Source organism: Aquincola agrisoli (assembly GCF_036621135.1).
GTDB lineage: Bacteria > Pseudomonadota > Gammaproteobacteria > Burkholderiales > Burkholderiaceae_C > Aquincola > Aquincola agrisoli.
The window spans coordinates 733,148-756,152 of the sequence record NZ_JAZIBG010000028.1 but is presented as its reverse complement, the minus strand read 5'-3'; the positions used below and the strand labels follow the sequence as shown (position 1 = coordinate 756,152).

Here is a 23,005-nt window from a genome sequence, read left to right as displayed (position 1 = left end):
AAGGAACTGCTCCATGTTCAACCTTCTGAAGACCGCTGTGCTGATGGCGGCCATCACGGCGCTGTTCATGGCCATCGGCGGCCTGATCGGCGGCCGAAGCGGCATGATGATCGCGTTGATTGTCGCGCTGGGCATGAATTTCTTCAGCTACTGGTTCAGCGACAAGCTGGTGCTGAAGATGTACAACGCGCGGGAGGTCGACGAAAGCACCGCGCCGCAGTTCTATCGCATGGTGGCCGAGCTGGCCCAGCGCGCGCAACTGCCGATGCCCAAGGTCTACCTGATCCAGGAAGACGCGCCCAACGCCTTCGCCACCGGCCGCAACCCCGACAACGCCGCCGTGGCCGCCACGACGGGCATCCTGCGTGTGCTCTCGGACCGCGAATTGCGCGGCGTGATGGCACATGAGCTGGCGCACGTGAAGCACCGAGACATCCTGATCAGCACCATCAGCGCGACGATGGCCGGCGCGATCTCGATGCTGGCGAACTTCGCGATGTTCTTCGGCGGCCGTGACGGCGAAGGCCGGCCGCAGAACCCGATCGTCGGCATCCTGGTGATGATCCTGGCGCCGCTGGCGGCCAGCCTCATCCAGATGGCGATCAGCCGCGCGCGCGAGTTCGAGGCCGACCGCGGCGGCGCCGAGATCTCCGGCGACCCGCAGGCGCTGGCCAGCGCGCTGCAGAAGATCCACAACTATGCGCGCGGCATCCCGTTCGAAACGACCGAGCGCCACCCCGAGACGGCGCAGATGATGATCATGAACCCGCTGTCGGCCGGCGGCCTGCGCGGGCTGTTCAGCACGCATCCCTCGACGGAAGAGCGGGTGGCGCGGCTGCTGGCGATGGCGCGCTGAAGCGCGGCGCGCCGCCGTTACGAGGCCGTTACGCGGCGCAGCCTCAAGTCGCCCGGCGCGTCGACCGAAAAGGCGGGGACGACCGTTCCGTTCCCCGCCATGTTCCGCCCCCTGCTGCCCGCCATGTTCCTTGCCGCCGCCGTGTTGTCCGGCTGCGAGCGCCTGGGCATCGAGACGCCCGAGTTGCTCGCGCAGCGCAAGGAAGCCGAGAGCAAGGCGATCGGCGCGGCCTGCCGGCACGCCGCCCGCGCCATCGAAGATTGCTACACGCTGAACAAGAAGGCCGACAAGGCCGCCATGTTCGCCGGCTGGCGCGAGATGAACGACTACATGCGCGAGAACCAGATCGAGCCGGTCACCCCGCAGATCGCCCGTGCCGATCCCGCGCCCCAGCCCGCCTCGGCGCCGGCCGAGAACGCCGACGCGGCGGATGCCGAGAGCGACAAGCCGGCGGCCAAGGGCCACGGAAAGCAGGCGTCCTGAACTCGATTTCCGTGCCAGGCTGAAGCCGGTGCGCAGCGCGGTCGCCGCGCAGCGCCGACAATGGCGCCAATGAACCCACAGAGTTCTTGTCACCTGCCTGACATGCGGGCCTGGCGCCATCCCGAGTTCCGCCGCGGTGCCATCGAGATGCTGGAGATCGCGCCGGGCATCGCGGCCTGGGGCCTGGTGGCCGGTGTCGCGATGGCCAAGAGCGGCCTGTCGATGCCGATGGCGATGTTCATGTCGCTCATCGTGTTCGCGGGCAGTGCGCAACTGGCGTCGGTGCCGCTGATCGCCGCGGGCGCGCCGATCTGGGTCGTCTGGGCCACCGCGCTGTGCATCAACCTGCGCTTCGTCGTCTTCAGTAGCCAGTGGCGTCCCTACTTCGGCCACCTGCCGAAGCGCATGCGCACGCTGCTCGGCTACTTCACGGCCGACCTCAACTACGTGGTCTTCATGCGCCGCTTTCCCGATCCGCGGCCGGCGCCCGAACAGTTGCCGTATTTCTGGGGCGGCGTGGGCTGCAACTGGATCTTCTGGCAGGTGCCCTCGTTCGCCGGCATCGTGCTGGCCGACCAGATCCCGGCCTCCTGGGGCCTGGCCTTCGCCGGCACGATGGCGCTGGTCGGCCTGACGGCGACGATGCTCGGCAGCCTGTCCACCTGGGCGGCGGCGGGGGTGGCGGGCTGCGCGGCGGTGGCCGCCTATGCGCTGCCGCTGCGATTGAACATCGTCATCGCGATCGCCGCGGCGGTGGGGATGGGCGTGATGCTCGAGCACATGGGGCTGCGCCCGAAGGGGCCGGGCCGGTGAGTACCTGGGAGACCATCGTCACCATCGTCGGCCTGGCCGCGATCACCGTGCTCACGCGCTCGTTCTTCCTGATCCCCGACCGCGAGGTGCCCATCCCGGCCTGGCTGCGCGAAGGCCTGCGCTACGCGCCGCTGGCGGCGATGGTCGCCGTGGTGGTGCCGGAGCTGGTGCTGGTGCAGGGCGAGCTGATCGGCACCTGGCGCGATGCACGCCTCTTCGGTGCCGCCGCAGGCGGGCTGTGGTTCTGGTGGCGCCGCGGCATGCTGGGGACCATCGTCGCCGGCACGGCCACGATGCTGCTGCTGCGCTTCGGGCTCGGTTGGTAGCGATCCTAGAATCGCGGCCTTCAGTTCCGAGGGCCCCATGAACGTCATCCGCTTCTCCGATCTCATCGCGCAAGGCCGCGTCGCCGGCCAACGGGTCTTCATCCGCGCCGACCTCAACGTCCCGCAGGACGACCACGGCCGCATCACCGAGGACACGCGCGTGCGCGCCTCGGTGCCGTGCATCCGGGCCGCGCTCGACGCGGGCGCCGCGGTGATGGTGACCTCGCACCTGGGCCGCCCGACCGAGGGCGCGTTCAAGCCCGAGGATTCGCTCGCGCCCGTGGCCGAGCGCCTGGGCGAGCTGCTGGGCCGCGAGGTGCCGCTGGTCTCGAACTGGGTCGACGGCGTGGACGTGAAGCCCGGCCAGGTCGTGCTGCTCGAGAACTGCCGGGTGAACAAGGGCGAGAAGAAGAACGACGAGGCGCTGGCCAAGAAGATGGCCGCGCTGTGCGACATCTTCGTGCACGACGCCTTCGGCACCGCCCACCGCGCGGAGGCCTCCACCTACGGCATCGCGCAGTTCGCGCCGGTGGCGTGCGCCGGCCCGCTGCTGGCGGCCGAGATCGACGCGATCAGCCAGGCCCTGGCCAACCCGAAGCGCCCGCTGGTGGCGATCGTGGCCGGCTCCAAGGTGAGCACCAAGCTCACGATCCTGCAGGCGCTGGCCAGCAAGGTCGACGGCCTGATCGTCGGCGGTGGCATCGCCAACACCTTCATGCTGGCCGCCGGCCTGCCGATCGGCAAGAGCCTCGCGGAGCCCGACCTGATCGGCGATGCCAAGGCCGTGATCGAGGCGATGAAGGCCCGCGGCGCCGAGGTGCCGATCCCTGTCGACGTGGTGGTCGCCAAGACCTTCGCCGCCGATGCCCCGGCCACCGTGAAGGCCGCGGCCGACGTGGCCGCCGACGACATGATCCTCGACATCGGCCCCAAGACCGCGGCGATCCTCGCCGACAAGCTCAAGGCCGCCGGCACCATCGTCTGGAACGGCCCGGTGGGGGTGTTCGAGTTCGACGCCTTCGCCGCGGGCACCGAGACCATCGCCCGCGCGATCACCGAGAGCAGCGCGTTCAGCATCGCCGGCGGCGGCGACACGCTGGCGGCCATCGCCAAGTACGACGCCAAGGTGGGCTACATCTCGACCGGCGGCGGTGCGTTCCTCGAGGTGCTCGAGGGCAAGACGCTGCCGGCGTTCGAGATCCTGACCAAGCGCGCCGCAGGCTGAAGCGCCGCGCCCGCCAACCCCTGACGACGGGCCGCTCCACGCGGCCCGTCGCCGTTGTGCGCGGCCACGCAGCCCCGCATCGGCCCGGCGGCGCCGGCATAAACCAAATTCGCAGTGGGAATACAGGCGGTACAACGCGGTTCCGCAGTACGCTGCGGAACCTTGCGTGAAGCTTGCAAGGCTGAATGCGGAGACCCCGAGGAGACCCCATGGCAAAAGAACTTTCCCCTGCAGAGCAGGCCCTGCGCGACGCCGCGTTCGAATACCACCGCGCACCGTCGCGGGGCAAGATCTCGGTCACGCCGACGAAGGCGCTGGTGAACCAGCGCGACCTGTCGCTGGCGTATTCACCCGGTGTCGCCTACCCCTGCCTGGCCATCGAGGAAGACCCGAACGCCGCCGCCGAATACACCTCGCGCGGCAACCTGGTCGGCGTGGTCACCAACGGCACCGCGGTGCTGGGCCTGGGCGACATCGGCCCGTTGGCCGCCAAGCCGGTGATGGAAGGCAAGGGCTGCCTGTTCAAGAAATTCGCCGGCATCGACGTGTTCGACATCGAGCTGGCCGAGAAGGATCCGGACAAGCTGATCGAGATCATCGCCGCCCTGGAGCCCACGCTCGGCGGCGTGAACCTCGAGGACATCAAGGCGCCCGAGTGCTTCTACATCGAGCGTGCGCTGAAGGAGCGCATGAAGATCCCCGTCTTCCACGACGACCAGCACGGCACGGCCATCATCTCGGGCTCCGCGCTGCTGAACGGCCTGGAGCTGGTGGGCAAGAAGATCGACGAGGTGAAGCTGGTGGCCTCGGGCGCCGGCGCCGCCGCGATCGCCTGCCTCGACGTGATGGTGGGCTTGGGCGTGAAGCGCGAGAACATCTTCGTCGTCGATTCGCGCGGCGTGATCCAGCACGAGCGCGAGGATGCCCGCACCGGCAAGCTCGACGAATCGAAGCAGCGCTACTGCCAGCGCACCAACGACCGCACGCTGGCCGACGTGGTGAGGGGCTGCGACGTGTTCCTGGGCTGCTCCACCGCCGGCGTGCTGACCGGCGAGATGGTGGCCACCATGGCCCCGCAGCCGCTGATCCTGGCGCTGGCCAACCCCGAGCCGGAGATCCGCCCCGAGCTGGCCAAGGCGGCCAAGCCCGACTGCATCGTCGCGACCGGCCGTTCGGACTACCCGAACCAGGTCAACAACGTGCTGTGCTTCCCGTACATCTTCCGCGGCGCGCTCGATTGCGGCGCCACCCGCATCACCGAGGAGATGAAGCTCGCCTGCGTGCGCGAGATCGCGGCACTGGCCAAGGCCGAGATCAGCGACGAGGTCGCCGCCGCCTACCCGGGCCAGGAGCTGCACTTCGGCCCCGAGTACATCATCCCCAAGCCCTTCGACTCCCGGCTGATCCTGCGCATCGCGCCCGCGGTGGCCGAGGCTGCCGTGGCCAGCGGCGTGGCCACGCGGCCGATCGCCGACATCGAGGCCTACCGCCAGTCGCTGACGCGCTTCGTCTACCAGACCGGCATGGTGATGCGGCCGGTGTTCGCCGCGGCGAAGGCGCAGCCGGCGCGCGTGGCCTATGCCGAGGGCGAAGACGAGCGCACGCTGCGCGCCGTGCAGATCGTGCTGGACGAGGGCCTGGCCAAGCCGATCCTGATCGGCCGGCCGGCGGTGATCGCGATGCGCATCGAGCGCGCCGGCCTGCGCCTGAAGCCGGGTGTCAACGTCGAGATCGTCGACCCGGAGAACGACAACCGCTTCCGCGCGTACTGGGAGGACTACCAGCGCCTGATGGGCCGCGAGGGCATCACGCCCGACATGGCCAAGGCCGCGGTGCGCCGCTCCAACACGCTGATCGCGTCGCTGATGGTCAAGCGAGGGGATGCCGACGCGATGCTGTGCGGCCTCGTCGGCCGCTACGACCACCACCTCGACCATGTGCGCGACGTGATCGGCCGCTCGCCCGACGCCAGCACCTTCGCCGCGATGAACGCGGTGCTGCTCGAAAGCCGCATGCTCTTCATCGCCGACACCTTCGTGAACGAGGAGCCGAGCGCCGAGCAGTTGGCCGAGATCGCCTCGATGGCGGCCGACGAGCTGCGCCGATTCGGCGTGCAGCCGAAGGCGGCGTTCCTGTCGCACTCGATGTTTGGCTCCAGCACGCGGGCGTCGGCCAAGCGCATGCGGCAGGCGGCCACGCTGTTCCGCCAGCGCAATCCGGATGTGGAGTGCGAAGGCGAGTTGCACGGAGACGCCGCGCTCTCGGCCGAGATCCGCGACCGCTTCCTGCCCGACAACCAGCTCACCGGCGAAGCCAACCTGCTGCTGCTGCCGAACATCGACGCCGCCCACATCCTCTTCAACGTGCTGAAGATGACGAGCGGCAACGGCGTCACCGTGGGCCCGGTGTTGCTGGGCGCGGCGCGGCCGGCCCACATCCTCACGCCATCGGCCACCGTGCGCCGCGTGGTCAACATGACGGCGCTCGCGGTGGCCGACGTCGCCGCACGCACGGCGGGCTGACACGTGAACGGAGCAGCATCCCACCCCATGAATCGACAAACCAAGATCGTCGCCACGCTCGGCCCCGCGTCCTCGTCGCCTGAAGTGCTGGAACGCATGATCCGCGCCGGCGTGGACGTGGTGCGCCTGAACTTCTCGCACGGCAAGGCGCAGGACCACATCGACCGCGCCGCGCTGGTGCGCGAGGTGGCGCAGCGCGTGGGCAAGGCGGTGGCCATCATGGCCGACCTGCAGGGCCCGAAGATCCGCGTCGGCAAGTTCGACGGCGGCAAGACCGAGCTCATCCCGGGCCAGTCCTTCGTGCTCGATGCGGGCCGCACCGAGCTCGGCAACAACGACGGCGTCGGCCTCGACTACAAGGAGCTGCCGCGCGACGTCAAACCGGGCGACACGCTGCTGCTGAACGACGGCCTGCTGGTGCTCGACGTGGATGCCGTGGCCGGCGAGCGGGTGCACACCACCGTGCGCATCGGCGGCGAGCTGTCGAACAACAAGGGCATCAACAAGCAGGGCGGCGGGCTCACCGCGCCGGCGCTCACCGGCAAAGACATGGAGGACATCAAGACCGCCGTGAGCTTCCAGTGCGAGTACGTGGCGGTGAGCTTTCCCAAGAACGCCACCGACATGGAGATGGCCCGCCAACTCGCCAACATGGCCGGCGAACCGTGGCGCCACAAGCCCGCGATGATCGCCAAGATCGAGCGCAGCGAAGCCATCCCGGTGCTCGAGCAGATCCTGAAGGCGAGCGACGGCATCATGGTCGCGCGCGGCGACCTGGCGGTGGAGGTCGGCAATGCCGCGGTGCCGGCGCTGCAGAAGAAGATGATCAAGATGGCGCGCGAGATGGACAAGGTCGCCATCACCGCCACGCAGATGATGGAGAGCATGATCGTCAACCCGGTGCCCACGCGCGCCGAGGTGAGCGACGTGGCCAACGCGGTGCTCGACGGCACCGATGCGGTGATGCTCAGCGCCGAGACGGCCGCCGGCCGCTACCCCGTGGAGACCATCGAGCAGATGGCCGCCATCGCGCTGGAAGCCGAGCGTGCGGAAGACGTGCGGCTCGACGCCGACTTCCGCAACAAGACCTTCGGCCGCATCGACCAGTCGATCGCGATGGGCGCGCTCTTCACCGCGCACCACCTCGGCTGCAAGGCGATCCTGGCGCTGACGGAAAGCGGCTCCACCGCGCTGTGGATGAGCCGCCACCGCCTGCACACCCCGATCTACGGGCTGACCAGCCAGAGCACCAGCGAGCGGCGCATGGCGCTCTACCGCAACGTGCGGCCGATGATCATGCCCAACTTCACCGACCGCGATGCCGCCCTGGCCAAGGCCGAGGCGCTGCTGGTGGAGCGCGGCGTGCTGATGCCGGGCGACACCTATGCCATCACCTGCGGCGAGCCGATGGGCTACCCCGGCGGCACCAACATGCTGAAGGTCTGCCGAGTGGCCTGATCAGTCGATGCGGAAGGAGACGCCCGTGATGAACAGGGTGTCTCCCTTCTTCAGCCCGGGGCCGGGGTCGCTGTCGTAGCGATGTGACACGGTGGCAGTCAGGCTCAGGCGCTGCGTCATCGCGACCGACAGGCCCGCGTCGAAGACGGCGCGGTACTGGCTGTTGTTGCGCAGGTTGGGCAGCACCGTCAGCTTCTGCTTGAAGCTGGTCGTGTCGGTGAACTTGTGGGTCGATTCCTCCGACAGGATCAGCTCGAGGTTGTTGTAGCGGCTGCGGGACTGGCCGTCGACGATCTCCGGCTCCACGTAGCGCTCCCGCGAGTACCCGAGGCCGCCGGAGACGTCGAAGGTCAGGTCGTCGCGACGGATCACGTGGTAGCCGAGGCCGCCGCCCACCGAGGCGCGCGAGGAGAGGTTGGCCGGCTCGTCCCGCAGCGCGTCGAACTGCCCGAAGCCGAAGACGCGGGTCGTGATGTCGCGCTGGTAGTGCACCCCCGCGGCCACGCGGTTCTCCGATTCGGCGCCGTCGTTGTTGACGTAGAGCGCGCGTCCGTTGAGCGAGAGCTTGTCGAACGACCTCGCCTTCACGGCTTCGCCGCTGAGGTTGACGGTCGTCGAGTCGCTGTTGCCCGATGAAACGCTGGCGCCGGCGGTGAACAGCGCGCGCCACTGGCCGTCGTTCTTGATGGTCACCTGCGCCCCTGAGGCGAGGGGCGCGGCGATCAGGCAGGAGGCCACGAGGATATGCATCGGCGGCATGGGTTCTTCCTTTCCGGGTCGAGTGGATGACGCGGGGCTGTTGGCAACTGCCGCTCCCGCGGTGCTGCGGTGCAGCACCCGCTGCGCCGGGTTTGCGTGGCCGGTGCGTCCGCGCCGCTTAAAATCACCGCCTTCGGCTGTCGCGTGGCGACCGCGCGCGCCCCCAGATTCCATCCACTCTTCAGGAAGCTCGACATGCCTCTCGTCTCGATGCGCCAACTGCTGGACCACGCCGCTGAAAACGGCTATGGCATCCCGGCCTTCAACGTCAACAACCTCGAGCAGGTGCAGGCCGTGATGGCCGCCGCCGACGAAGTGGGTGCCCCGGTCATCCTGCAGGCCAGCGCCGGGGCACGGAAGTACGCCGGCGAGAGCTTCATCAAGCACCTGATCCAGGCCGCCGTCGAAGCCTACCCGCACATCCCGCTCGTCATGCACCAGGACCACGGCACCTCGCCCAAGGTCTGCGAAGGCGCGATCGGACTGGGCTTCGGCTCGGTGATGATGGACGGCTCGCTGATGGACGACGGCAAGACCCCGGCCTCGTTCGACTACAACGTCGACGTCACGCGCAAGGTCGTCGACATGGCGCACAAGGTCGGCGTCACCGTCGAAGGCGAACTGGGCTGCCTCGGCAACCTGGAAACCGGTGATGCCGGCGAGGAAGACGGCATCGGCGCCGTCGGCAAGCTCGACCACAGCCAGATGCTGACCGACCCCGAGGAAGCCGCGGTCTTCGTCAAGGCCACGCAGCTCGACGCGCTGGCCATCGCCATCGGCACCAGCCACGGCGCCTACAAGTTCAGCCGCAAGCCCACCGGCGACATCCTGGCCATCAGCCGCGTGAAGGAAATCCACAAGCGCATCCCCAACACCCACCTGGTGATGCACGGCTCCTCGTCGGTGCCGGCCGAACTGCTGGCCATCATCAACCAGTACGGCGGCAAGATGAAGGAGACCTACGGCGTGCCGGTCGAGGAGATCCAGGAAGCCATCAAGCACGGCGTGCGCAAGATCAACATCGACACCGACATCCGCCTGGCGATGACCGGCGCGGTGCGCAAGTTCATGGCCGAGAACCCGGACAAGTTCGACGCCCGCGAGTGGCTGAAGCCCGCCCGCGAAGCCGCCAAGCAGATCTGCAAGCAACGCTACCTCGAGTTCGGCTGCGAAGGCCAGGCGCCGAAGATCAAGGGCATCACCCTGGCCGAGATGGCCAGCCGCTACGCGTCGGGCGCGCTGGCGCAGACCGTGGTCTGAGCACGATGAGCGAGATCCCCGCGCTGCACACCTCGTCGATCCGTTCGCTGCCGCTGCTGGCGCGCGGCAAGGTGCGCGACAACTACGCCGTCGGCGACGACCGCCTGCTGATGGTGGCGAGCGACCGCCTCTCGGCCTTCGACGTGATCATGGGCGAGCCGATCCCCGGCAAGGGCGAGCTGCTCACCAAGATGGCGCTCTTCTGGTTCGACAAGCTCAAGGGCATCGTGCCGAACCACCTGACCGGCGAGGCGCCGGAAAGCGTGGTCGCGGCCGACGAGGTGGCGCAGGTGCGGGGCCGTTCGATGCTGGTCAAGCGGCTGCAGCCGCTGCCGATCGAGGCGGTGGTGCGCGGCTACCTGGCCGGCAGCGGCTGGGCCGAGTACCAGGCCAACGGCCAGGTGTGCGGCGTGCCGCTGCCGCCGGGGCTGCGCAACGCGAGCAAGCTGCCCGAGCCGATCTTCACGCCGGCCACCAAGGCCGAGATGGGCACGCACGACGAGAACATCTCGTTCGAGCGCATGGTCGAGGTGGTGGGCCGCGAGCGGGCCGAAGAGGTGCGCCGCATCGCGATCCGCCTGTACGCCGAGGCGGCCGCTTACGCGCTCACCAAGGGCATCATCATCGCCGACACCAAGTTCGAGTTCGGGCTCGATGCCGACGGCACGCTGACGCTGATGGACGAGGTGCTGACGCCCGACTCCTCGCGCTACTGGCCGGTGGAGAGCTACCGCGAGGGCGAGAACCCGCCGAGCTACGACAAGCAGTTCGTGCGCGACTGGCTGGAGCAGGTGCGCATCGACGGGCAGCCGTGGGGCAAGCAGGCGCCGGCGCCGGCGCTGCCAGCGGACGTCGTCGACCGCACGGCCGACAAGTACCAGGAAGCGTACCGGCGCCTCGTCGAGGCGGGCTGAGCCCGCGCCGGCCATGCGATCGCGCTTGCTCACCCGGCTCGATGGCGCGATCGCGAAGGCGCGCAATCCGGTCGAGGTGGCGTGCCTGAAGGCCGAGCGGGCCTGCTTCCTCGCGCGGCAGGGCCAGATGGCCCAGGCGCGCATGCTGATCACCGCGTTGCAGTCCCAGTTCGCGTGGCGCCCTCACGCGGCGGTGAGCGCGTGGCTGAGCCTGGCCGAGGGCCTGCACGACTACTACACGCACCTCGGGCCTTCGGCCCGCGACCGCGTGCTGCGCGCCCACGCGCTGTCGGGCGCGGCGCACCTCGCCCCGCTGCGCGCCCTCAGCGCGGCCTGGCTGGCGCACATGGACGTGGCCAACCACGACATGGTGCGCATGGCCCAGCACGTGCACGAGGCGCTCGCCAGTGCACAAGCCGACCACCATTCGGCACGCTCGCGCGCCTGCCTCGTCGTCGCCTATGCCTACCACTTTGCCGGCGACGAGCGGCGTGCGTTGCCGTGGTACGCACGCTCCCGCTTCCATGCGGCCGCCGACGGCGACGAGGCGCACCTGTCCGCGCTGATGCACAACCAGGCCTCGCTGCGCGGCAGCCAGGCACGGCTGGCCGCGATGTTCGGCGAGGGGTCGGCCGACGTGACGCGCCAGGCCCTGATGAGCACCGAGTCGATCACCCGCTTCGACGCCGGCATCGGCGCCGCGGCCCTGGTGTCGCTGGTGCCGATGGTGCAGGCGCAGCTTCTGACGCACGACCAGCAATGGGCCGAAGCCCTGGCGGTCTACACGCAGCACTACGACGCCGCGCTCTCGGAAGGCCTGGAGCGGATGAAGCCCTGCTTCCTGGCCGACATGGCCTGGTGCAGGCTCCAGCTCGGCGATGCGCAGCAGGCCCAGGCCGATGCCCGGGCCGCCGAAAGCAGCCTGCGCCAGCCCTGCGATCTGGACGACCGCGCGCTGGCCGAGGCGCGCCTGGCGCAGGTGTTCGACAAGCTGGGCGAGGCGCGCACCGCCGCGGTGCTGCGCGAAAGGGCCCGCAGCGACCTGCAGGCCCACCGGGGGGAGCAGGAGCGCCTGGTCGCGTTGCTCGACGAGGCGCTGAAGGACATCGTCCCGGCGACCGCGTGACGCGGTCTCAGAACAGCGCCATGCTCAGCTTGCGGCGGTACTGGTCGATCACCGGGTCGGCCGGCACGGCAGCTGTCTTGCCGGTGACTTCCAGCGTGCCCTTGGCTTCCGCCGCCGCAGGCTTGGGGGCCGGCTTGGCCATCACCTCGAGGATCGCGACGTAGGTCTTGCGGGCGAGCTCCTCGGACCACGCCTTGTCGCGCATCACGATCTCCAGCAGCTCGTCCATCGCCTGCGTGAAGCGGCCGGCCGCGAAGTGCGTCTGCGCCAGCTCGAAGCGTGCGTCGAAGTCGCGCTTGTTGGCCTGGAGCGCCGCGGCGAGCGCCGCCTCGCTGCGTGCCGTGGGGGCCTTCTCGCACGCGGCCAGCCAGTGGCCGAGCGCGGCGATGCGCGCGTCGACGAGGGCCTTGCTCGCCACCGGTTCGTAGGCGCTGCGGGCCTGTTCGACGAGGCCGTTCTCGATCAGCAGCTTCACGTAGTCGCAGCGCACGGCGTCGTTGCCCGGGTCGATCGCGACCGCGTGCTGCAGCTTGTCGAGCGCGGCGCCGGTGTCGCCGTCGGCGGCGAGCGCCTCGGCTTCCTCGGTTTCCTGCTCGGCCTCGAGCGCATCGGTCGACGGCACGTGCTTGTCGAGGAACTGGCGGATCTGCGCCTCGGGCAGCGCCCCCACGAAGCCGTCGACAGGCTGCCCCTGGTGGAACATCACGCAGAAGGGGATGGAGCGCACGCCGAAGGCCTGGCTCAGCTGGCCGGCGATCTCGGGCTGGTCGTCGCTGTTGAGCTTGGCGAGCGTGAAGCGGCCGGCGTATTCGGTCTCGAGCTTCTCCAGCATCGGCCCGAGCGTGCGGCAGGGCCCGCACCACGGGGCCCAGATGTCGAGCAGCACGGGCTGCTGCATCGATGCTTGGATGAGGTCGGCCTCGAAGTTCTGGAGCGTGATGTCGATCATGGCTTCTAAGGAGTTGAATGCGGACGCCTACAATTCAAGGCTTCCTGCATTCCACGGAGCGAGCCTTGACAAGCGCCCCGCCCGTGGTCGGTGTGGTGATGGGCTCCAGCAGCGACTGGGATACCCTGCAACACGCGGCCGCGATTCTCGCCGAGTTCGGCGTTCCCTACGAAGCCCGGGTCGTCTCGGCCCACCGCATGCCCGACGACATGTTCGCCTACGCCGAAGGCGCGCAGCCGCGGGGCTTGCGGGCCATCATCGCGGGTGCCGGCGGCGCCGCGCACCTGCCCGGCATGCTGGCGGCCAAGACGGTCGTGCCGGTGCTCGGCGTGCCGGTGGCCAGCCGGCACCTGCAAGGCGTCGATTCGCTGCACTCCATCGTCCAGATGCCCAAGGGCATCCCGGTCGCGACCTTCGCCATCGGCACGGCCGGCGCCGCCAACGCGGCGCTGTTCGCGGTGGCGATGCTCTCGGCGGGCGACGACGCGCTTCGCGCCAAGCTCGAGGCCTTCCGGGCCCGGCAGACCGAGGCCGCGCGCGCGATGACGCAGGATCTGAAGTGAGCGCCGCGGCACCTCGTGCGCCGATCCTGCCTGGCGCGACGCTGGGCGTGATGGGCGGCGGCCAGCTCGGCCGCATGTTCGTGCATGCCGCGCAGGCGATGGGCTATGCCACCGCCGTGCTCGAAGCCGACGCGGGCAGCCCGGCAGGCCAGGCGTCCCAGCACCACATCGCTGCCGGCTACACCGATGCGCAGGGCCTTTCGGCGCTGGCGCAGTGTTCGGCCGCGATCACCACCGAGTTCGAGAACGTGCCCGCCCAGGCGCTGCGCACGCTGGCGGCGCAGCGGCCCGTGGCCCCGGGCGCCGAAGCGGTGGCCGTCTGCCAGGACCGCGCGGCCGAGAAGCTGCATTTCCAGCGCTGCGGCGTGCCCTGCGCGCCGTTCGCGGTGATCGAGACGGCGCAGCAGCTCGCCGCCGTGCCGGACGCGTTGCTGCCCGGCATCCTCAAGACCTCGCGGCTGGGCTACGACGGCAAGGGCCAGGCGCGCGTGGCGGACCGGGCCGGGCTGGCGGCGGCGTGGGCCTCGCTCCAGCACGCACCCTGCGTGCTGGAACAGCGCCTGCCGCTGGCGCACGAGATCAGCGTCGTGCTGGCGCGCGGCGCCGATGGCGCCTGCGTGCACCTGCCGGTGCAGCAGAACCTGCACCGCGAGGGCATCCTCGCCGTTACCCAGGTGCCGGCGCCCGACGTGCCGCAAGCGCTGCAACAGCAGGCGGTGCACTGCGCCGAGGCGGTGGCGGGGTCGCTGGACTACGTCGGCGTGCTCTGCGTCGAATTCTTCGTGCTGGCGGACGGCCGGCTGGTCGCCAACGAGATGGCGCCGCGGCCGCACAACTCGGGCCACTACAGCATCGACGCCTGCGACGTGTCGCAGTTCGAGCTGCAGGTGCGGGCGATGTGCGGCCTGCCGCTGGCCGCGCCGCGCCTGCATTCGCCGGCGGTCATGCTCAACCTGCTGGGCGACCTGTGGTTCGGCGCGGACGGCGCCGAGCGCCAGCCGCCCTGGGCGCAGGTGCTGGCGCTGCCGGGCGTGCACCTGCACCTCTACGGCAAGGCCGAGCCCCGCCGCGGCCGCAAGATGGGCCACCTGACGGTCACCGCCGCCGATGCGGCCGCGGCCAGGGCGGTGGCGCTGCAGGTCTCGGCGCTGCTCGGCCTGGCGGCCTACTGAGGCGGCCGCCATGCGACTGGATGCGCAGGACCCGGCGGCCATCGACGAAGCTGCCGACAGGCTGGCCGCGGGCGAACTGGTGGCGTTCCCGACCGAGACCGTCTACGGGCTCGGTGCCCGGGCCGACGACGACGCCGCGGCAGCGCGCATCTTCGAGGCCAAGGGCCGGCCTGCGGGCCATCCGCTCATCGTGCACGTGGCGGATGCCGCCGCGGCCGCGGCCTTCGCGGCGCAGTGGCCACCGCTCGCGCAGCGGCTGGCCGAGCATTTCTGGCCGGGTCCGCTGACCGTCATCGTGCCGCGCGCCGACGGCGTGGCCGCGGTGGCGGCCGGCGGGCAGCCCACGGTCGGCCTGCGCTGCCCGTCGCATCCGGTGGCGCTGGCGCTGCTGCGCGCGGCTGCCGCCCGCGGCGTGCGCGGCGTGGCAGGCCCCAGCGCCAATCGCTTCGGCCGCGTGAGCCCGACCACGGCGGCGCATGTCGAGTCGGAGTTCGGCGATGCCGTCGCCGTGCTCGACGGCGGCGCCTGCGACGTCGGCATCGAATCGGCCATCGTCGACTGCACACGCGGCGTGCCGGTGCTGCTGCGCCCGGGCGTCCTGACGCCGCAGGAGATCGAGCAGGCCGCCGGCCAGCCGCTGGTGCGCCCCGACGGCCAGGCGCCGCGGGCCCCGGGCACGCTGGCCTCGCACTACGCACCGCATGCCAAGGTCCGGCTCATGCCGGCGGCCGCGCTGCGCGAGGCGCTGGCGGTGTTCGCCGATGCGGCGACGGCCGGCAACACCCGCTCACCGACCGGCAAAACGCTGGCGGTATATTCCCGCACCGTGCTGCCGCCGCCTGGCGCCGCTCACCATCGGCGCATGCCGGACGACGCAGCCGCCGCGGCGCAGGCCTTGTTCGCCACGCTGCGCGACCTGGACGGCACCGGCGTGTCGCTGATCTGGGTCGAGCAACCGCCCGCCGGGCCCGAATGGGACGGCGTGCGCGACCGGCTGCAACGGGCCGCGGCTGATTGATCCAACGGAGAACCGATGAACTTGAAGAAACTTTGGCGCGGCGCTTTCGCGATCGGCGCGGCCGCCGTGCTGTCGGCATGTGGCGGAGGGCAGGTCGATGAGTTCGAGCCGTCGCGCCTGCTTGCCTTCGGCGACGAGATGAGCATCATCGTGCCGGCCGACACCACCGGCGCCGGCGGCGTGGCCCTCAAGAAGGGCAGCAAGTACAGCGTCAACTTCGTGGACAGCGACGGGGCGCTGAACTGCCGGACCTATCCCCTCTGGACGCAGTACGTCGCCTCCGGCTTCGGCTTCACGTTCGAAGGCTGCAAGTCCGGCACCGAGGAGGCCAAGGCCCTGGTGCTGGCGACCGCCAACGCCAAGGTTGCCGATTTCGAGGCCCAGATCAACGGCGCCAGCGCCCTGACGAGCAAGGACCTGGCGACCGTCATGGTGGGCACGCACGACGTGAAGGAGCTCTACGAGCGCCTGCGCGACGGCGGCGGCACCGTCACGCGGGCGCAGGTCATCGAGGAAGCCCAGGCCCGCGGCAAGCAATGGGGCGAGCTGATCAACAAGCTGGCCAAGGCCGGGCCGCGCGTGGTCGTCTCGACGATTCCCGACCTCGGCCTGTCGCCCTACGCCAAGGCCGAGAAGGCCGAGGCGCTGCTGTCGGAGCTGGTCAAGGAATACAACCTGGCGATGCGCCTGGCGCTCATCCAGGACGGCCGGCTGATCGGCCTCGTCTTCGGCGAGCTGGAGACGCAGGAGATGGTCAAGTACGACGGCAACTACGGGCTGGACAACGTCACCGAGGCGATCTGCGCCGACACCGCCGTGCTGCCCAACTGCAGCAACAAGACGCTGAAGAGCGGCATCGCCGAGGACAAGGTCGACAACTACCTGTGGGCCGACAGCTTCCGCCCGGGCACCGAGTTCCACGAGCGCATGGGCGATCTGGCCGAGTACCGCGCCAAGAACAACCCGTTCTGATCGTTCAGGGCGGGCCGCCCGCCGGCCCGTCGTCCAGCGTCCACTGCACCAGGGCATCGAAGGCCGGCCGCGCCGCGGCGGCATTCGGGTGGTTGACGATGGCCACCACCAGGTAGCGCCGGCCGCTGTCCCCGAGCACGTAGCCGGCCACGCCGGCCACGTCGCGCAGCGAGCCGGTCTTGAGGTGCGCGCGGCCGGCCGGCGCCTGCGAGCGCCGCAGCGTGCCGTCGGTCGCCGTCGCCGGCAGCGACGCGACGAGGTCCGGCATCACCGGGCTGCGCCAGGCCGACTGCAGCATCCGCGACAGCAGCCCCGCAGTCAGCCGTGTGTCGCGCGACAGGCCCGAGCCGTTGTCCAGCTGCAGCCCGTGCAGCGCGGCGGCGGGCAGGCGCAGGCGGTCGGCCAGCCAGCGCAGCAGCACCTCGCGCGCCGCCTCGGGCGATCCCTGGCCGCCGCGTTCCAGCCCCAGCGTGAGGAACAGCTGCTGCGCCATCACGTTGTTGCTGTACTTGTTGATGTCGCGCACCACCTCGGCCAACGGCGGCGACGCGAACTCGAAGCTGGGCGGGGTGGCGGTGGGGGCCGAGCCTTCGCGCACCCGGCCCGCCAGGCGACCGCCGGCGTCCTCCCACATCTGCGCGATCAGGCGTGCCGCATAGGTCTGCGGCTGCTGGTCGGCGACCGGCCATTGCCGCTCGCCGCAGGCCTCGGCGTACCGGCCCTCGAAGCGGACGTTCGACGGCTCCTCGAAGCGTGCGCGCAAGGCGCCGCGCCAGTCGCCGCAGGCCCCGGCGGCGAGCGGCACCTCGGCCTGCACTGCCGCGCCGGCGAGCACCGGGTCGGCGCTCACCACCGCCACCTGCCGCGCCGTGTCGGGCGTGAAGCGGTAGACGACGGTCTTCTGGTTCAGCAGCAGCGCGTCGGCCCGCACGTTGTAGGGCCGCAGCGGTTCGTTGTCGAAGTCGCCCGGTGCCGCCCGGGGCGGCGCAAAAACGCTGCCGTCGAGCACGATGTCGCCGCGGATCTCGCGCACGCCGGCCTGCTGCACGCGGCGCAGCAGCAGCCACACCCGCTCGAGCACGAGCTTGGGATCGCCGCGGCCCTGGATGATCAGGGAGCCGTCGAGCACGCCGTCGTGCACCTCGCCGTTGAGCCAGACCGGCGTGTTCCACGTCCAGGCCGGGCCCAGCAGGTCGAGCGCCGCGTAGGTCGTCAGCAGCTTCATCAGGGACGCCGGGTTGAGCGGCCGGTCCGCCTGGTGGCGCAGGCGGACGCTGCGTGCGGGCGGGGAGCCGGCGGCGTTGGCACCCCCGGCGTTCGCCTCGGCGCCGACCTCCTCGACCACGACGGAGAGCGCCTCCGCCGGAATGCGCTCGCGCTGCAGGACCGCCGCCACCGCCGGCGGCAGCATCGGCGCGGCCTGCAGCGGGGCGGGCGGCACCACCACGAGCGCAGCGGCCAGCAGGAGGTGCTTCGCGACCAGGTGCGCGGGCATCGTCGCCGCGCGGGAGAACAGGCAGGGCGGCAGGGGCATCGGGGCATGATCGCACGGGCTCGCCGAGCCGGGCACAGGCCTGCCGGGAGGCCCGGCCGGGCACGGGCTTCCCCTACACTGGACACCATGTCGTCGTCGCCCATCACCGCGTGCACCACGCACGCCGAGGCCGCTGCCGCCTCGCCTGCCCTGCTGGCCATCGACACCTCCACAGAACGCCTGGCCGTCGCCGTGCAGGCCGCGGGCCGCGAGGCAGGCGTGAGCGAACCCGGCGGCGCGCTGGCCTCGGCGCGGCTGCTGCCGGTGGTGCAGATGCTGCTGGCGAAGCTGGGCACGCGCCTGTCGGCCCTGGACGCGATCGCCTTCGGCCAGGGCCCGGGCGCGTTCACCGGCCTGCGCACGGCGTGTGCGGTGGTCCAGGGGCTGGCGCTGGGCGCCGGCAAGCCCGTGCTGCCGGTCGACAGCCTGGCCCTCGTGGCCGAGGATGCCCGGGCGCAGCTCGGCGATGCGGCGGGCACGGTGTCGGTGGCGATGGATGCGCGCATGGACGAGATCTACGCCGCCACCTACCGCTGGACGGGCAGCCGGTGGCAGGTGCTGGCCGCACCGGCGCTCTGGGCGGCCGATGCGCTGGCCGCCCGCTGGCAGGCCGAGCCGCCCGCCTGCGTGGCCGGCTCGGCGCTGGCGGCGTTCGGCGAGCGCCTGCCCACCGGCGCCGCCCGCCGCGTGATGCACGAGCATGACCGGGCCGCGGCGCTGCGGCGGCTGGCGGAGCAGGCCTGGCATGCCGGCCTGGCCATCGATCCCGCGCTGGCGCTGCCGCTGTACGTGCGGGACAAGGTCGCGCTCACCACCGCCGAGCGGGCGGCGAAGGTGCTGCCGTGATGCGGGCGGTGTCGCGTTGAGCGCCTTGCTGCAAGCCGTGCCGCCGCCACCCTGGCGGCGCTCGCCGATGACGCTGTCGATGCTCGACGCGGTGCTGGCCGTGGAGCAGGCGGCCTACCCCTTCCCGTGGTCGCGCGGCAACTTCATCGATTCGCTGGCCGCGGGCTACGCCGCCTCGGTCCTGTGCGCCGCCGACGGCGCCCTGATCGCCTACGACGTCGCGATGCGCGGGGTCGACGAGATGCACCTGCTGAACCTCACGGTGGCGCCCTGCTGGCAGCGGCAGGGCCATGGCCGCACCCTGCTCGATGCGCTGGCGGCCGATGCGCGGGCGGCCGGGCTGTCGCGGCTGCTGCTGGAGGTGCGCACGAGCAACGAGCCTGCGCGGCTGCTGTACGAGAAGACCGGCTTCCGCCACATCGGCCTGCGGCGCGGCTACTACCCCGCGCCGGGCGGCCAGCGGGAAGACGCCCTGGTGATGGCGCTGGACCTGGGAGCGTTCGATGCGCTGGAATGACCGCCAGCGCGCGATGCTCGGCGAGATGGGCATCCGCCTCTTCGAGCCGCCCGGCCACGCGGCCGGCCAGCCGCCGCCGGCCGATGACGCGCCGGCGGCGCCCGTCGAGCGCCCGGTAGAGGTCGCCGCGGCCGCACCACCGGCTGCCGCCGCCGCGGCGCCGGGGCCGTCCTCGATCGCCACGCTCGACTGGCAGCCGCTGCGTGAGGCGGTGGCGGCATGCACGGCGTGCCCGCTGTGCGCGTCGCGGCGCAACACCGTCTTCGGCGTCGGCAACACCCGCGCGCACTGGATGATCGTCGGCGAGGCGCCCGGCGAGCAGGAGGACCGGCTGGGCGAGCCGTTTGTCGGGCCGGCCGGCCAGCTGCTCGACAGCATGCTGCAGGCCCTGGGGCTGACGCGGGCCGAGGCGCCGCCGGCGCAGCAGGTGTTCATCGCCAACACCCTGAAGTGCCGACCGCCGCGCAACCGCAATCCCGAACCGGCCGAGCTGGCCCGGTGCGAGCCCTACCTCCAGCGGCAGATCGCCCTGGTGCAGCCCCGCGTCATCCTCGCGATGGGCCGCTTCGCGGTGCAGGCCCTGCTGCGCAGCAGCGAGCCCATCGGCCGGCTGCGCGGCCGGGTCCACCAGTACGAGGGCGTGCCGCTGGTCGTGACCTACCACCCGGCCTACCTGCTGCGCCAGCCGGCCGACAAGGCTCGTTCGTGGGACGACCTGTGCCTGGCGGCACAGGTGCTGGAAGGCCGGCTGGCGCCGGCCTGACGGCCGTCAGCCCTTCGGCGCTTTCACCGGCCGCGTCCACCCCGTCAGGGCGACCTGCTTCGCACGCGCCACGCTGAGTTGCCCGGCAGGGGCGTCCTTGGCGATCGTGGAGCCGCCGCCGATCGTCGCGCCGTCGCCCAGCGTCACCGGCGCCACCAGCACGCAGTTGCTGCCCACGTGCACGTCGTTGCCGATCACCGTGCGGTGCTTGTTCGCGCCGTCGTAGTTGGCGGTGATCGATCCGGCGCCGAAGTTCACCCGCGCGCCCACGGTGGCGTCGCCCAGGTAGGCCAGGTGGTTGGCCTTGGCGCCGTCGGCCAGCGTCGAGTTCTTCACCTCGACGAAGTTGCCGATGTGCACCTCCGCGCCCAGCTCGGCGCCCGGCCGCAGCCGGGCGTACGGGCCGATCAGCGAGCCCGGGCCCACGTGGGCCTGCTCGATGTGGGTGAAGGGGTGGATCACCGCGCCGGCGTCGATGCGCGCATCGCGGACCACGCAATGGGCGCCGATGCGCACGCCGTCGCCGAGCTGCACGTCGCCCTCGAAGATGCAGTTGACGTCGATCTCCACGTCGCGTCCGCACTGCAGGCTGCCCCGCACGTCGAGCCGCGCCGGGTCGGCCAGCCGCACGCCGGCCTCCATCAGCGCCTGCGCCTGGGCGGCCTGGTGCAGCCGCTCGAGCTGCGCCAGCTCGGCCGGGCTGTTCACGCCGCGGACCTCCGCCTCGCTGCGCGCCGCCGAGGCGACCACCGGCAGGCCCTGCGCCACGGCCATGCGCACGATGTCGGTGAGGTAGTACTCCTGCTGCGCGTTCCGGTTGTCGAGCGCCATCACCGCCTGCTTCAGCCACGCCGTCGGCGCGGCCATCATGCCGGTGTAGACCTCGCGGATCTCGCGTTGCGCCGGCGTGGCGTCCTTGTGCTCGACGATGGCCGCGACGCCGCCGGCGGCGTCGCGCACGATGCGGCCGTAGCCGGTGGCGTCGGGCAGCGTCACCGTGAGCAGCGCCAGGCGAGTGCCGCCGCAGGCATCCGCCAGCGCCTGCGCGGTCTCGGTGCGGATCAGCGGCACGTCGCCGTTGAGGATCAGCGTGGTGCCGTCCTCGTCGAGGTGGGGCACCACCTGCTGGATCGCATGGCCGGTGCCGAGCTGGGGCACCTGCTGGACGAAGGCCACGCCGGGCACATGGATTGCCTTCTCGACCTGGTCGGCGCCATGCCCGACGATCACGAGCGTGCGGCGGGCCGGCAGCGGCCGCGTGCTGTCGAGCACGTGCAGCAGGAGGCTCCTGCCGGCCAGCCGATGCAGGACCTTCGGCCGGTCGGATTTCATGCGGGTGCCTTTGCCCGCGGCCATGATGACGATGTGGAGAGCCATGCGTGAACCGAGCAGTGATGTGCTTTGGCGGAGGTGGACGCGGATTATCGGCGCGGCCCTCCTGGCGGCCGCGGTCGCCGGCTGTGCGGTGGTGCAGCTGGCCTACAACCAGGCGCCGCAGTGGGTGGCCTGGCGGCTCGGCGGCTACGTGGACCTCGACGACGACCAGGGCCCGCGTGCGCGCGAGGCGATCGATGCGTGGTTCCGCTGGCACCGCAGCACGCAGCTGCCCGACTACGCGGCGCAGCTCGCGCGCCTGCAGTCCCAGGTGATGGCCCCCACGACGCCCGCGGCCGTCTGCCAATGGGAGACCGAGCTGCTGCAGCGCGCGGACGCCGCACTGGCGCAGGTGGTGGCCCCGGCCGCCGCGATCGCGGTGACGCTGACGCCGGTGCAGTGGCAACAGATCGAACGCCGGTACGAGAAGAGCAACGAGGACTGGCGAAAAGACTTCCTGCAGCCCGACCTGCGTGTGCGCCGCGAGGCCCACCTGGAGCGCAACCTCGAACGGCTGGAGCGCCTGTACGGCCGGCTCGATGCGGCGCAGCAGGCCCGCGTGGCGGCGGCGCTGGCGGCTTCGCCCTTCGATCCGCAGGCGTGGCAGCAGGAGCGGCTGGCGCGCCAGCAGGACACGCTGCAGACCCTGCGCAGCCTGGCGCCGGAGGGCCGGGCCGTGCCGGCGGCCACGGCGCAGGCCGCGGTGAGGGGCCTGCTCGACCGCTGGGTGCGCTCGCCGCGCCCGGCCTATGCGGCCTACCAGCGCAAGCTCAACGACCACAACTGCCACTGGATCGCCGAACTGCACAACAGCACCACACCGGCGCAGCGCCAGCACGCGCGCGAGCGGCTCAGGGGCTGGGAGGCCGATGCCCTGGCGTTGTCGCGGCGCCCCTGAGGCGCCGGCGCGAGGTGCCGCCGGTCAGCGGGCCATCGGGACGGTCACGCGCCGCGGGCTGACGGCGGGGGTCGGGAAGTCCTTCAGCGCCGCCTCGTACATCGCGGCCAGCGTCTGGGCATCGCCGCTGGACATGCCGTCGGTGACCGCACGCGACTCGTACAGCGGCGCGCCGGTGGCGCGGTCGCGGATCAGCACCGCCACTTCGCGCTCGTAGCGCTGGCTGTCGAAGCGGTAGCTGAGGCCCACGCCGGAGCGCCAGCCGCCGTAGCGCCCGTAGCCGAAGCCCCAGTTCCACCACATGGGGTCGTCCCAGGGGGCGCTTTCGTAGCGGGTGATGCGCGAACCGAGCTGCACGGTGACATCGGCCCGCGCCGGATCGGCTGCGGGCTTGAAGCCGGCCTGTTCCACCGCCGCGCGCGCGGCGTCCTCCAGCGCCGCCTGCTGCTGCGGCTGCGCGGCCTGCGAAGGCAGGCGCTCGAACACATAGGTGCCCGGCGCCCGGCCCGCCGGCCAGGTGCCGTAACTGGACACGTCGCTGGTCACGCTGTCGAGCGCGGCGCAGCCGGCCAGCACGGCCAGCGCCGCCGCGGTGGCGGCCAGCCGCACGCCACGGGCCGCAGGGGAGGACAGGAGCTTCATCGCGGTTCCCTTGTA

At 71.3% G+C, this 23,005-nt stretch carries 23 protein-coding genes; 18 read left to right on the top strand and 5 right to left on the bottom strand.

Annotated features, from left to right (window positions below; translation table 11 throughout):
- Nucleotides 1–13: 13 nt before the first annotated feature.
- From htpX to pyk, 7 genes are all read left to right on the top strand, one after another.
- Complete coding sequence (gene htpX, locus V4F39_RS15145; protein WP_332290432.1) at nt 14–856, top strand: zinc metalloprotease HtpX; 843 nt, start codon at nt 14–16, stop codon at nt 854–856.
- 99 nt (nt 857–955) lie between these two features.
- Nucleotides 956–1,339 (top strand): hypothetical protein, encoded by a 384-nt coding sequence (locus V4F39_RS15140; protein ID WP_332290431.1) that lies wholly within the window; start codon nt 956–958, stop codon nt 1,337–1,339.
- A gap of 102 nt (nt 1,340–1,441) precedes the next feature.
- Complete coding sequence (locus V4F39_RS15135; RefSeq protein ID WP_332290430.1) at nt 1,442–2,152, top strand: AzlC family ABC transporter permease; 711 nt, start codon at nt 1,442–1,444, stop codon at nt 2,150–2,152.
- On the top strand, nt 2,149–2,478 hold the full coding sequence (locus tag V4F39_RS15130; RefSeq protein ID WP_332290429.1) for an AzlD domain-containing protein: 330 nt from the start codon (nt 2,149–2,151) through the stop codon (nt 2,476–2,478). The genes V4F39_RS15135 and V4F39_RS15130 overlap by 4 nt, the downstream gene beginning before the upstream one ends.
- A gap of 37 nt (nt 2,479–2,515) precedes the next feature.
- Nucleotides 2,516–3,703: a phosphoglycerate kinase gene (locus V4F39_RS15125; protein WP_332290428.1), complete on the top strand. Its 1,188-nt coding sequence runs from the start codon at nt 2,516–2,518 to the stop codon at nt 3,701–3,703.
- Nucleotides 3,704–3,912: 209 nt separating this feature from the next.
- The gene (locus V4F39_RS15120) at nt 3,913–6,225 is read left to right on the top strand and encodes an NADP-dependent malic enzyme (protein WP_332290427.1); all 2,313 of its coding nucleotides are present in this window, start codon (nt 3,913–3,915) and stop codon (nt 6,223–6,225) included.
- Between the two features lie 27 nt (nt 6,226–6,252).
- Nucleotides 6,253–7,683, top strand: coding sequence for a pyruvate kinase (pyk, locus tag V4F39_RS15115; RefSeq protein WP_332290426.1), 1,431 nt, complete (start codon nt 6,253–6,255; stop codon nt 7,681–7,683).
- Here the strand turns inward: pyk and V4F39_RS15110 are convergent, their stop codons facing one another.
- Nucleotides 7,684–8,442: a DUF481 domain-containing protein gene (locus V4F39_RS15110; protein WP_332290425.1), complete on the bottom strand. Its 759-nt coding sequence runs from the start codon at nt 8,440–8,442 to the stop codon at nt 7,684–7,686. It lies immediately after the preceding gene.
- Nucleotides 8,443–8,637: 195 nt separating this feature from the next.
- Between V4F39_RS15110 and fba the strand changes: the two genes are divergently transcribed.
- Genes fba through V4F39_RS15095 form a run of 3 tightly spaced genes read left to right on the top strand, consistent with a single transcriptional unit; the run spans nt 8,638 to nt 11,742 of the window.
- The gene (fba, locus tag V4F39_RS15105) at nt 8,638–9,702 is read left to right on the top strand and encodes a class II fructose-bisphosphate aldolase (RefSeq protein WP_332290424.1); all 1,065 of its coding nucleotides are present in this window, start codon (nt 8,638–8,640) and stop codon (nt 9,700–9,702) included.
- A 5-nt stretch (nt 9,703–9,707) separates the two neighbouring features.
- Nucleotides 9,708–10,616, top strand: coding sequence for a phosphoribosylaminoimidazolesuccinocarboxamide synthase (locus tag V4F39_RS15100; protein ID WP_332290423.1), 909 nt, complete (start codon nt 9,708–9,710; stop codon nt 10,614–10,616).
- A gap of 13 nt (nt 10,617–10,629) precedes the next feature.
- On the top strand, nt 10,630–11,742 hold the full coding sequence (locus tag V4F39_RS15095) for a hypothetical protein (RefSeq protein WP_332290421.1): 1,113 nt from the start codon (nt 10,630–10,632) through the stop codon (nt 11,740–11,742).
- Nucleotides 11,743–11,749: 7 nt separating this feature from the next.
- Here V4F39_RS15095 and V4F39_RS15090 read toward each other — a convergent pair whose 3' ends face one another.
- Nucleotides 11,750–12,691 carry a tetratricopeptide repeat protein gene (locus V4F39_RS15090; RefSeq protein WP_332290419.1) on the bottom strand — a complete coding sequence of 314 codons (942 nt, stop codon included), beginning with the start codon at nt 12,689–12,691 and terminating at the stop codon, nt 11,750–11,752.
- A 98-nt stretch (nt 12,692–12,789) separates the two neighbouring features.
- Between V4F39_RS15090 and purE the strand changes: the two genes are divergently transcribed.
- From purE to V4F39_RS15070, 4 genes are read left to right on the top strand one after another with little or no spacing between them, the layout of a single operon-like run.
- On the top strand, nt 12,790–13,254 hold the full coding sequence (gene purE / locus V4F39_RS15085) for a 5-(carboxyamino)imidazole ribonucleotide mutase (RefSeq protein ID WP_332290585.1): 465 nt from the start codon (nt 12,790–12,792) through the stop codon (nt 13,252–13,254).
- A complete protein-coding gene (locus tag V4F39_RS15080; RefSeq protein ID WP_332290416.1) occupies nt 13,251–14,426 on the top strand; it encodes a 5-(carboxyamino)imidazole ribonucleotide synthase in 1,176 nt (391 codons plus the stop codon). Before purE ends, V4F39_RS15080 begins: the two co-directional genes overlap by 4 nt.
- Before the next feature lie 10 nt (nt 14,427–14,436).
- Nucleotides 14,437–15,444: an L-threonylcarbamoyladenylate synthase gene (locus V4F39_RS15075; RefSeq protein WP_332290414.1), complete on the top strand. Its 1,008-nt coding sequence runs from the start codon at nt 14,437–14,439 to the stop codon at nt 15,442–15,444.
- Between the two features lie 15 nt (nt 15,445–15,459).
- Nucleotides 15,460–16,416: an SGNH/GDSL hydrolase family protein gene (locus V4F39_RS15070; RefSeq protein ID WP_332290412.1), complete on the top strand. Its 957-nt coding sequence runs from the start codon at nt 15,460–15,462 to the stop codon at nt 16,414–16,416.
- 4 nt (nt 16,417–16,420) lie between these two features.
- On the opposite strand, the gene dacB is transcribed toward V4F39_RS15070, so the two are convergent.
- Nucleotides 16,421–17,950, bottom strand: a complete 1,530-nt coding sequence (gene dacB, locus V4F39_RS15065; RefSeq protein ID WP_332290410.1) for a D-alanyl-D-alanine carboxypeptidase/D-alanyl-D-alanine endopeptidase — start codon at nt 17,948–17,950, stop codon at nt 16,421–16,423.
- A gap of 87 nt (nt 17,951–18,037) precedes the next feature.
- Between dacB and tsaB the strand changes: the two genes are divergently transcribed.
- The 3 genes from tsaB to V4F39_RS15050 are packed head-to-tail and all read left to right on the top strand — an operon-like array spanning nt 18,038 to nt 20,076.
- On the top strand, nt 18,038–18,796 hold the full coding sequence (gene tsaB / locus V4F39_RS15060) for a tRNA (adenosine(37)-N6)-threonylcarbamoyltransferase complex dimerization subunit type 1 TsaB (protein WP_332290408.1): 759 nt from the start codon (nt 18,038–18,040) through the stop codon (nt 18,794–18,796).
- Between the two features lie 16 nt (nt 18,797–18,812).
- Nucleotides 18,813–19,313, top strand: a complete 501-nt coding sequence (gene rimI, locus V4F39_RS15055) for a ribosomal protein S18-alanine N-acetyltransferase (protein ID WP_332290406.1) — start codon at nt 18,813–18,815, stop codon at nt 19,311–19,313.
- Nucleotides 19,300–20,076 carry a uracil-DNA glycosylase gene (locus V4F39_RS15050; RefSeq protein WP_332290404.1) on the top strand — a complete coding sequence of 259 codons (777 nt, stop codon included), beginning with the start codon at nt 19,300–19,302 and terminating at the stop codon, nt 20,074–20,076. Before rimI ends, V4F39_RS15050 begins: the two co-directional genes overlap by 14 nt.
- Nucleotides 20,077–20,082: 6 nt before the next feature.
- On the opposite strand, the gene glmU is transcribed toward V4F39_RS15050, so the two are convergent.
- Complete coding sequence (gene glmU, locus V4F39_RS15045) at nt 20,083–21,453, bottom strand: bifunctional UDP-N-acetylglucosamine diphosphorylase/glucosamine-1-phosphate N-acetyltransferase GlmU (protein ID WP_332290402.1); 1,371 nt, start codon at nt 21,451–21,453, stop codon at nt 20,083–20,085.
- An 88-nt stretch (nt 21,454–21,541) separates the two neighbouring features.
- Here glmU and V4F39_RS15040 point away from each other — a divergent pair, with 88 nt between their 5' ends.
- On the top strand, nt 21,542–22,348 hold the full coding sequence (locus V4F39_RS15040; RefSeq protein ID WP_332290400.1) for a DUF6279 family lipoprotein: 807 nt from the start codon (nt 21,542–21,544) through the stop codon (nt 22,346–22,348).
- A 24-nt stretch (nt 22,349–22,372) separates the two neighbouring features.
- On the opposite strand, the gene V4F39_RS15035 is transcribed toward V4F39_RS15040, so the two are convergent.
- Nucleotides 22,373–22,990 (bottom strand): DUF4136 domain-containing protein, encoded by a 618-nt coding sequence (locus tag V4F39_RS15035; RefSeq protein WP_332290398.1) that lies wholly within the window; start codon nt 22,988–22,990, stop codon nt 22,373–22,375.
- Nucleotides 22,991–23,005 lie beyond the last annotated feature (15 nt).

What these genes read in the sequence shown, in the direction of transcription:
- htpX (WP_332290432.1), top strand. Translation starts at nt 14, where the DNA reads ATGTTCAACCTTCTGAAGACCGCTGTGCTGATGGCGGCCATCACGGCG.
- V4F39_RS15140 (WP_332290431.1), top strand. Translation starts at nt 956, where the DNA reads ATGTTCCGCCCCCTGCTGCCCGCCATGTTCCTTGCCGCCGCCGTGTTG.
- V4F39_RS15135 (WP_332290430.1), top strand. Translation starts at nt 1,442, where the DNA reads ATGCGGGCCTGGCGCCATCCCGAGTTCCGCCGCGGTGCCATCGAGATG.
- V4F39_RS15125 (WP_332290428.1), top strand. Translation starts at nt 2,516, where the DNA reads ATGAACGTCATCCGCTTCTCCGATCTCATCGCGCAAGGCCGCGTCGCC.
- V4F39_RS15120 (WP_332290427.1), top strand. Translation starts at nt 3,913, where the DNA reads ATGGCAAAAGAACTTTCCCCTGCAGAGCAGGCCCTGCGCGACGCCGCG.
- pyk (WP_332290426.1), top strand. Translation starts at nt 6,253, where the DNA reads ATGAATCGACAAACCAAGATCGTCGCCACGCTCGGCCCCGCGTCCTCG.
- V4F39_RS15110 (WP_332290425.1), bottom strand. Translation starts at nt 8,442, where the DNA reads ATGCCGCCGATGCATATCCTCGTGGCCTCCTGCCTGATCGCCGCGCCC.
- fba (WP_332290424.1), top strand. Translation starts at nt 8,638, where the DNA reads ATGCCTCTCGTCTCGATGCGCCAACTGCTGGACCACGCCGCTGAAAAC.
- V4F39_RS15100 (WP_332290423.1), top strand. Translation starts at nt 9,708, where the DNA reads ATGAGCGAGATCCCCGCGCTGCACACCTCGTCGATCCGTTCGCTGCCG.
- V4F39_RS15095 (WP_332290421.1), top strand. Translation starts at nt 10,630, where the DNA reads ATGCGATCGCGCTTGCTCACCCGGCTCGATGGCGCGATCGCGAAGGCG.
- V4F39_RS15090 (WP_332290419.1), bottom strand. Translation starts at nt 12,691, where the DNA reads ATGATCGACATCACGCTCCAGAACTTCGAGGCCGACCTCATCCAAGCA.
- purE (WP_332290585.1), top strand. Translation starts at nt 12,790, where the DNA reads ATGGGCTCCAGCAGCGACTGGGATACCCTGCAACACGCGGCCGCGATT.
- V4F39_RS15075 (WP_332290414.1), top strand. Translation starts at nt 14,437, where the DNA reads ATGCGACTGGATGCGCAGGACCCGGCGGCCATCGACGAAGCTGCCGAC.
- V4F39_RS15070 (WP_332290412.1), top strand. Translation starts at nt 15,460, where the DNA reads ATGAACTTGAAGAAACTTTGGCGCGGCGCTTTCGCGATCGGCGCGGCC.
- dacB (WP_332290410.1), bottom strand. Translation starts at nt 17,950, where the DNA reads ATGCCCCTGCCGCCCTGCCTGTTCTCCCGCGCGGCGACGATGCCCGCG.
- tsaB (WP_332290408.1), top strand. Translation starts at nt 18,038, where the DNA reads ATGTCGTCGTCGCCCATCACCGCGTGCACCACGCACGCCGAGGCCGCT.
- V4F39_RS15050 (WP_332290404.1), top strand. Translation starts at nt 19,300, where the DNA reads ATGCGCTGGAATGACCGCCAGCGCGCGATGCTCGGCGAGATGGGCATC.
- glmU (WP_332290402.1), bottom strand. Translation starts at nt 21,453, where the DNA reads ATGGCTCTCCACATCGTCATCATGGCCGCGGGCAAAGGCACCCGCATG.
- V4F39_RS15035 (WP_332290398.1), bottom strand. Translation starts at nt 22,990, where the DNA reads ATGAAGCTCCTGTCCTCCCCTGCGGCCCGTGGCGTGCGGCTGGCCGCC.